4 protein-coding genes and 2 rRNA genes are annotated in these 7,880 nt (G+C 64.6%); 2 read left to right on the top strand and 4 right to left on the bottom strand.

Annotated elements, in window-relative coordinates:
• Nucleotides 1-772: ribosomal RNA gene (locus tag ACMGFG_RS16635) — 23S ribosomal RNA — on the bottom strand; the annotation flags it as partial.
• Nucleotides 773-1,118: 346 nt separating this feature from the next.
• Nucleotides 1,119-2,590 (bottom strand): 16S ribosomal RNA (locus ACMGFG_RS16630).
• Between the two features lie 911 nt (nt 2,591-3,501).
• Between ACMGFG_RS16630 and ACMGFG_RS16625 the strand changes: the two genes are divergently transcribed.
• Entirely contained in the window at nt 3,502-4,290 is a 789-nt protein-coding gene (locus tag ACMGFG_RS16625) for a M14 family metallopeptidase (protein ID WP_436931439.1), read from the top strand.
• Nucleotides 4,291-4,311: 21 nt separating this feature from the next.
• Here ACMGFG_RS16625 and ACMGFG_RS16620 read toward each other — a convergent pair whose 3' ends face one another.
• A complete protein-coding gene (locus ACMGFG_RS16620) occupies nt 4,312-4,761 on the bottom strand; it encodes a UPF0179 family protein (protein ID WP_436931438.1) in 450 nt (149 codons plus the stop codon).
• Between the two features lie 115 nt (nt 4,762-4,876).
• Entirely contained in the window at nt 4,877-5,260 is a 384-nt protein-coding gene (locus tag ACMGFG_RS16615) for a DUF5820 family protein (protein ID WP_436931437.1), read from the bottom strand.
• Nucleotides 5,261-5,813: 553 nt separating this feature from the next.
• Between ACMGFG_RS16615 and ACMGFG_RS16610 the strand changes: the two genes are divergently transcribed.
• Nucleotides 5,814-7,880, top strand: a complete 2,067-nt coding sequence (locus ACMGFG_RS16610) for a PrkA family serine protein kinase (RefSeq protein WP_436931436.1) — start codon at nt 5,814-5,816, stop codon at nt 7,878-7,880.

Here is a 7,880-nt window from a genome sequence, read left to right as displayed (position 1 = left end):
GGTTTCGGGTCGTGTCAGTTTGACTCCCCGCGCTTGAACACGGCGGCCCTGGCGCAAAGCGCTGCGGCCATGTCGGTTTCCCTGTGCCTTCCCCGCGGAACGGGTTAGACTCGCCAAACGGACACACTCCCTGGTTCGTTTTTCAAAACGTACGACGGAACATCGGCTCCCGTTCGGTCCTACTACGCGGTCGCCCGCGGGTCGTTTTCGAACGGGCCTTTCATGCCCCGTCGCTCCATCGCCACCTGATTTCAGGCCCTGTTTCGCCTCCCTTCTGAGGGTACTTTTCAGCGTTCGCTCGCGCTACTTGTTCGCTATCGGTCTCGAGGAGTATTTAGCCTTGGCAGTAGATGCCTGCCGTATTCACGAGGGATTTCCAACCCCCGCTACTCCGGAACCGGCGCACGTCGTACTACTTCCCGTTACGGGGTTTTCACCCTGTGTCACGCTCCGTTCCAGGAGACTTCACGGAAAGGTTCGGACGCTGATTGCCGGCCCAATACACCACATTGGCCGAAGCCTTCGGTTTGGGCTGTATCGCGTTCACTCGCGGTTACTGACGATATCTCGATTGATTTCTTTTCCGACCGGTACTAAGATGTTTCAATTCCCGGCGTTCCCCATTGCGCGAAGCAATTGCGGTGGGGATTCCCATTCGGAGATCCTGCGTTCTTCGCTTCCATGCAGCTCCCGCAGGCTTATCGCAGCTTGGCACGTCCTTCGTCGGCACTCGAGCCGAGCCATTCACCAGGTGGCATAGTAGCCACTTGTCGGATACACGTATCCCGATGATACGGATCCAGTTGACGTCTGGATTGCACGTACACACGGTCGTCATCGCTCGCCCCCGTCGGTTGCGGGGACGACATCGAACCCTTCCCAACCGCGCTTTCGCGGGATGGTGCATCAGTTCGACGGGCACAGGGCCCGTGTATGGACCGACTCGGAGTCGAACCGAGCCACCGAGATGGTGGGCTGCCAGTGAGCCTCGGTCTCCCTCGTGAGAGGGAACGTGAGCCCTGACAGTTCGGTGCCCGACCGGCGCGGTCGACGGTCACCGGGTGCCTGCCGACATGGCAGGCGAGGTGGGCCGGGGCAACGCCCCGGTCCCGGTCAGTAGGAGGTGATCCAGCCGCAGATTCCTCTACGGCTACCTTGTTACGACTTAATCCCCCTTGCGGAGCCCAGATTCGACCTGGGTATCCAGGCCTCATCCGGACCCCACTCGGGTGATTTGACGGGCGGTGTGTGCAAGGAGCAGGGACGTATTCACCGCGCGCTTCTGACACGCGATTACTACCGAATCCAGCTTCATGAGGGCGAGTTTCAGTCCTCAATCCGAACTACGACCCGGTTTAGGGGATTAACGTCACCTCTCGGTGTAGTCACCCATTGTCCAGGCCATTGTAGCCCGCGTGTTGCCCAGCACATTCGGGGCATGCTGACCTACCGTTGCCCGTTCCTTCCTCCACGTTAGCCGTGGCAGTCTCCGTAATGTACCCGGCCACCACATGGGTGCCGCTGGCAATTACGGACGCGGGTCTCGCTCGTTGCCTGACTTAACAGGATGCCTCACGGTACGAGCTGACGGCGGCCATGCACCTCCTCTCAACGGCGTCGGGTAAGGTCATCAACCTGACCATCATTACCGTTGTCGGTGCTGGTGAGATGTCCGGCGTTGAGTCCAATTAAACCGCAGGCTCCTCCGGTTGTAGTGCTCCCCCGCCAATTCCTTTAAGTTTCATCCTTGCGGACGTACTTCCCAGGCGGCCCGCTTACGTCTTCACTGAGGCGCGGCACAGGCTCGTAGCCTGCGCCGAACCGAGCGGGCATCGTTAACAGCTAGGACTACCCGGGTATCTAATCCGGTTCGAGACCCTAGCTTTCGTCCCTCACTGTCGGATCCGTGCTCTCGAGGTGCTTTCGCCATCGGTGGTCCGTTCAGGATTACGGGATTTCACTCCTACCCCGAACGTACCCCTCGAGTCTTCCGGTCCCAAGCCGAGCAGTTTCCGCCGGAAGCCCAGAGGTTGAGCCACTGGATTTCCCGACGGACTTGCACGGCCAGCTACGGACGCTTTAGGCCCAATAAGATCGGCCATCACTCGTGCTGCCGGTATTACCGCGGCGGCTGGCACCGGTCTTGCCCAGCACTTGTTCCTGCACCACCTTACGGTGCAGAAAAGCGAGGGCTCTATGCCCTCGCACTCGGAGTTCCCCTATCGCACTGTCGTGCAGTGTAAAGGTTTCGCGCCTGCTGCGCCCCGTAGGGCCCGGAATCTTGTCTCAGATTCCGTCTCCAGGCTCTTGCTCTCACAACCTGTACCGATTATCGGCACGGTGGGCCGTTACCCCACCGTCTACCTAATCGGCCGCAGCCACATCCTGCAGCGCCGTAGCGTTTCGGGCTCCCGGCACTCCAGCTCGGAAGTCCCATCCGGGCTTAGCCTCAGTTTCCCGAGGTTATCCCAGTCTGCAGGGCAGTTTGGCCACGTGTTACTGAGCTATTTGCCACGGGCCTGAACCCGTGCGACTAGCATGGCTAAGTCGAACTCCGATAGCAATGGCCTCCGGCAGGATCAACCGGAATGTTCCCGGCGAGGCCGGGATCTGGCGGAGACACGCTATCAACGTGTAGCACACGTAGTCAACGTGTGCGTGTATGTCTGGTCCGTCAGTCGGTGACACCGTCGTCGCACCGCGTCGGGTATCACCGAACTGTCAGGGCTCACATCAGATCCCATCTGTACGGCGGACCGCAGGGGTGGAATCCTCATGGGTCGGACAGCCGGCGACCGGGTGTCGCCCGCCGTCCCTCGTGCGGATATCATCGTAGTGGGTTACCCCACTTAATGGTTCCGAAAGACGCGTCCACCTTCGTCCGGAATCACACGACGGCACCGGAGCGGCCGTCGCGGCCGCGCCGGGTTTAAGTGTGAAACCGGGCGTCGGGGGCTGTCTCTCGTCCCGCATGTGTCGAGCACGGCGGACCACGGGTGACCCCGCTTCCACCGCGCGTCGAACGTATTCCAACGGATGGGTGTCGACTGTAAAACCCTTACGAAGCGAGGGTCGCCATGTGAGGGAAAAACACGCGTTAGAAGCGCTCTCCGACGGGATCGAATGGACGGATTTATGTAGGAGAGTCGGCCCGATCGGCGCCGTCAGTGACAGGTTCGCGGCGGAGGGGCGGATCCGGTTGGCCCGGCGACAGGAGTTGCCGTCGGAACGCCCCTGGGACGGCCGGGGCGCGCGCAGCCGCGGGGAGTTGACTCGACGCGAACCCCGCGGGTCGCGCGTGTCGAGCGCGTCGGCTTCGTCGCGCCAGCCTCGTCGATCGTGTGTCGCCCTCGGCCCGTGTCGCGTGCGCGGGGCGGGCCGGCCCGCGTGCGCGGACTGCGACGAGGGGTCCCACCTGGTGTCGCCCCGGTCGAGCTGTCGGTAGCACGCCCGGGACGAAACACACCAATATAAACAGCCGACGCCGTAATATCGGGGCGAATGCGAGTCGAGACGCTTGGCGACGGCCGGCCGGAGATCGCGGTCGTCGGCGGGATCCACGGTGACGAGCCCGCCGGCGTCAGGGCGGTCGAGCGCCTCATGGCGGACCGCCCCGAGGTGGCGCGGCCGGTGAAACTCGTGGTCGCCAACGAGGAGGCTATCGAGCGCGGCGAGCGCTACGTCGAGGCGGACCTGAACCGGTCGTTCCCCGGCCGGGCCGACGGGCGGAGCCACGAGATACGGCTGGCTCACGAGCTCGGCGAGGAACTCCGCGACTGCGTGACGCTGGCGCTGCACACCACACAGTCGTACGGCGGGATGTTCGCGCTGGTCGACGAGGTCCGCGAGCTCGCCCGCGAGGTCTGCCCCCGCCTGTCGATCGACGCGGTCGTCGAGACGGGCCACGCCGAGGGGCGGATCTTCGAGGTGGCCCCCGAGACGGTCGAGGTCGAGTGCGGCTACCAGGGCTCCGACACGGCGACGGAGAACGCCCATCGGGTCGTCCGGGAGTTCCTGGCCGCAACCGGCGCCCTCCCCGACGAGGGGGCGCCCCGCCAGGCGGACCTGCCCGTCTTCCGGCTGGGCGACCCGGTCCCGAAGGCCGCCGCCGAGGAGTACGAGGTGTTCGTCGAGAACTTCGAGGAGGTCGTGGCGGGCGAGACGATCGCGACGGCCGACGGCGAGCCCGTGATCGCCGAGGAGGACTTCCACCCCGTTTTGCTGTCGGCGTACGGTTACGAGGATGTGTTCGGCTACACCGCCGAGCGCGTCGGTACGCTGTCGGACTGACCGCGCGCCGCGGCGACGTAGTTACTCCTCGTGGGCCTCGAACTCGACGGTCGTCAGCTCCCGGTCCAGCGCGCAGAAGTCGTGGGGCGGGTCGCCGACGACCGTCTCGATGCGGCGCTGTTCGTCGAACTCGACGCCCTCCGGTTCGCACAGTTCGTGGCTCGGACAGTCGGTGTGCGGGCAGGGACCCTCCAGCGACACCTTGCTCCCGGCGTAGGCGCTGGCGCTGGCGACGTTCGCGCGCACGCTCGCGGGGACGACGTCGACGGCGACGACGCCCGAGTCGTGGACGCCGCAGTCGAGCGTGCTCCCGTCCTCGCGGACGGAGTCCACGCGATACCGGCGGCCCTCGGTGAGGGTGAGACACTGGTCGCGGTACGGGCACCCGTCGCAGGCGCTCGCCTCGCCCCGGTAGACGAACTCCTGTCCGGGTTCGGCCAGACGAGACCCGACGAGCGTGAGCGTCGACATGCACGAGGGTTGGCGGCGACGCGGATTAAGTTCCCCGGCCGCGACCCGCCAGGGGAACCGCGACCGGCCGAGGGCCCCCGGCGGGCCGGGAGCCCGCGCCACGGGAACGGGCGTCTCAGTCCCCGCGGCCGGTCAACTCGTCGAGCTTCCCGAAGTATCGCTCGCGAGGTACCTGGTAGAGGTCGCGGTAGTCGACGCCGCCGTCGGCGAACCGCTCGGCCAGCTCGACAGCCCCGGCCTCGGCGGCCCCGCGGGTGTCGTACTCCTCGGGCGAGCGGTTCACCTCCGGTTCGAGGTAGAGCGTGACGACCCAGGGGTCGCTCGGCCGGGTCCGGGTGCCGGGATGGCGACTGCGGCGCCCCTTCGTGAGGTAGATGGTGGGCAGACACGGCGCGGGAAACTCCCCGCCGTCGAACACGTCCGGCCGGTAGGCCAGCACGGCCTTCTCGGACTCGTCCGACCAGACCACCCAGTCGTCGGCCAGCCCCTCGAATGCCATGTTCCCCGGTGGGCGCCCGCGGCCAAAGAGTCCCGCGGTCGGCGCCGAGCACGCTCCGACCGGAGCACGCGGGTCGGCCGCCTCGAACGGGGTCCGTGGATCGCCAACTAGAACCGTTCTGACCCGGACGAATCGCCGGTCATTTATATACCCCAGTGAACGTGCGTGGGTATGAGTCACACGAATCGGATCCCCTCGTGCTATTTTCGAACTTCTCGTTCGGGAATTAACGGCGTGAGATACCGGTACCGCGGAAAGGTTTTTAAGTAAGTAGAACTCATATAATATTAGTATCGGTGGTTGCTCCACGGTACGCTGCCGCAGACGCCGCAGGGTCGCCCGCGCGATTCGCGGCTGGTAGGTGTTCACACGTGACAACGGACTCGCCCCGGCGGTTTCGACGGCACCCGATCGTCGAGCGACGCCGCCCCATGGGCCGAGCGGGCAGTCCCGGGAGCGATGCGCCGGACCACGAGCGGCCTTCGCCGGTCGCGAACCGTCAGCACGAGCGCGCTGACGCAAGTACAGTTCGACGCGAACTGTCCGTGATAGCATGACACAGGAAACCCTCGAAGAGCTGAGTCGAGAGTACAGAGACACGATCCCCGCGGACCTCCGGGAGCACCGGTCGTTCGACGCGTACTTAGACCAGCTCTACGACGAGCCCACGATCGCCCGCAACGCCCACCAGCGCGTTGCCGACATGTTCGACTACTACGGCACCGAGTACGACGAGGACGCCGGCGTCGTCGAGTACAAACTCGCCTCGGAGGATCCGTTGAACGACGGCGAGAACACCTTCTACGGGCGGATCGTCCACGAGTCGATCCACGAGTTCGTCAACAAGGTGAAATCCGGCGCGCGCGGGCTCGGTCCGCAAAAGCGCATCAAGCTCCTGCTCGGCCCGGTCGGTTCCGGGAAATCGGACTTCGACCGCCAGGTCCGCCGCTACTACGAGGACTACACCCGCTCCGAGGCCGGGCGGATGTACACCTTCCGGTGGACCAACCTCTGTGACGTCATCCCAGACCAGGACCCCGCCGACGACACCGTCCGCTCCCCGATGAACCAGGACCCGCTCGTCTTGCTCCCCCAGGAGCAACGGGACCGGGTCATCGAGGACATCAACGAGGAGCTGGACGCTCCCTACACCATCCGCAACGAACAGGCGCTGGACCCGGCCAGCGAGTTCTACATGGACCGGCTGCTGGCCCACTACGACGACGACCTCCAGCAGGTCCTGGAGAACCACGTCGAGATCATCCGCCTGATCGCCGACGAGAACATGCGCCAGGCCATCGAGACGTTCGAGCCCAAGGACAAGAAAAACCAGGACGAGACGGAGCTGACCGGCGACGTCAACTACTCGAAGATCGCCGTCTACGGCGAGTCCGACCCCCGCGCGTTCGACTACTCGGGGGCGTTCTGTAACGCCAACCGGGGCATCTTCTCCGGCGAGGAGCTGCTGAAACTCCAGCGGGAGTTCCTCTACGACTTCCTGCACGCCACGCAGGAACAGACGATCAAGCCGAAGAACAACCCCCGGATCGACATCGACCAGGTGATCGTCGGGCGGACGAACATGCCCGAGTACAAGGACAAGAAGGGCGACGAGAAGATGGAGGCGTTCAACGACCGCACCAAGCGGATCGACTTCCCGTACGTCCTCCAGTACGAGGAGGAGGCCCGCATCTACGAGAAGATGCTGAACAACGCCGACCTGCCCGACATCATCGTCGAGCCCCACACCCTGGAGATGGCCGGCCTGTTCGGCGTGCTCACCCGCATCGAGGAGCCCGACACCGGCAACGTCACGCTCGTCCAGAAGGCCAAGGCCTATAATGGCGAGATCGACGAGGCCGAGGACATCGACGTGAAGAAGCTCCGCGACGAGGCCGCGGAGAAGGCCGAGATCGGCGAGGGCATGGAGGGAGTCTCACCCCGCTTCATCGGCGACGAGATCGCCGAGGCGATCATGGACTCGATGCACCGCTCGCGGGACTTCCTCTCGCCGCTGACCACCTTCAACCACCTCGAAGCGAACATCGAGAACCACGGCTCGATCCCCGAAGACCGGTTCGAGACCTACCACCGCTACCTCGAACTCGTCCGCGAGGAGTACAAGGAGCGGGCCATCGAGGACGTGCGCCACGCCTTAGCCTACGACGTCGACGAGATCCAGCGCCAGGGCGAGAAGTACATGGACCACGTCATGGCCTACATCGACGACGACACCGTCGAGGACGAAATTACGGGTCGCGAGCAGGAACCGGACGAGCAGTTCCTCCGGGGGGTCGAGGAGAAACTCGACCTCCCCGAGGACCGCAAGGACGACTTCCGCCAGGAAGTGTCCAACTGGGTCTCGCGTCGCGCGCGCGAAGGAGACACGTTCAACCCCCAGGACAACGACCGACTGCGGCGCGCCCTGGAGCGCAAGCTCTGGGAGGACAAGAAGCACAACATCAACTTCAGCGCGCTGGTCTCCAGCGGCGAGATGGACGACGACGAGCGCAACGAGTGGATCGACGCGCTCATCGAGCAGGGCTACTCCGAGGAGGGCGCGCGGGAGGTGCTAGAGTTCGCCGGTGCGGAGGTCGCGAAGAGCGAGATGGAAGAGTGA

Origin of the sequence: Halosimplex halobium, assembly GCF_051414055.1 — an archaeon.
Lineage (GTDB): Archaea > Halobacteriota > Halobacteria > Halobacteriales > Haloarculaceae > Halosimplex > Halosimplex halobium.
This window is presented reverse-complemented; position numbering and strand designations above follow the sequence as displayed.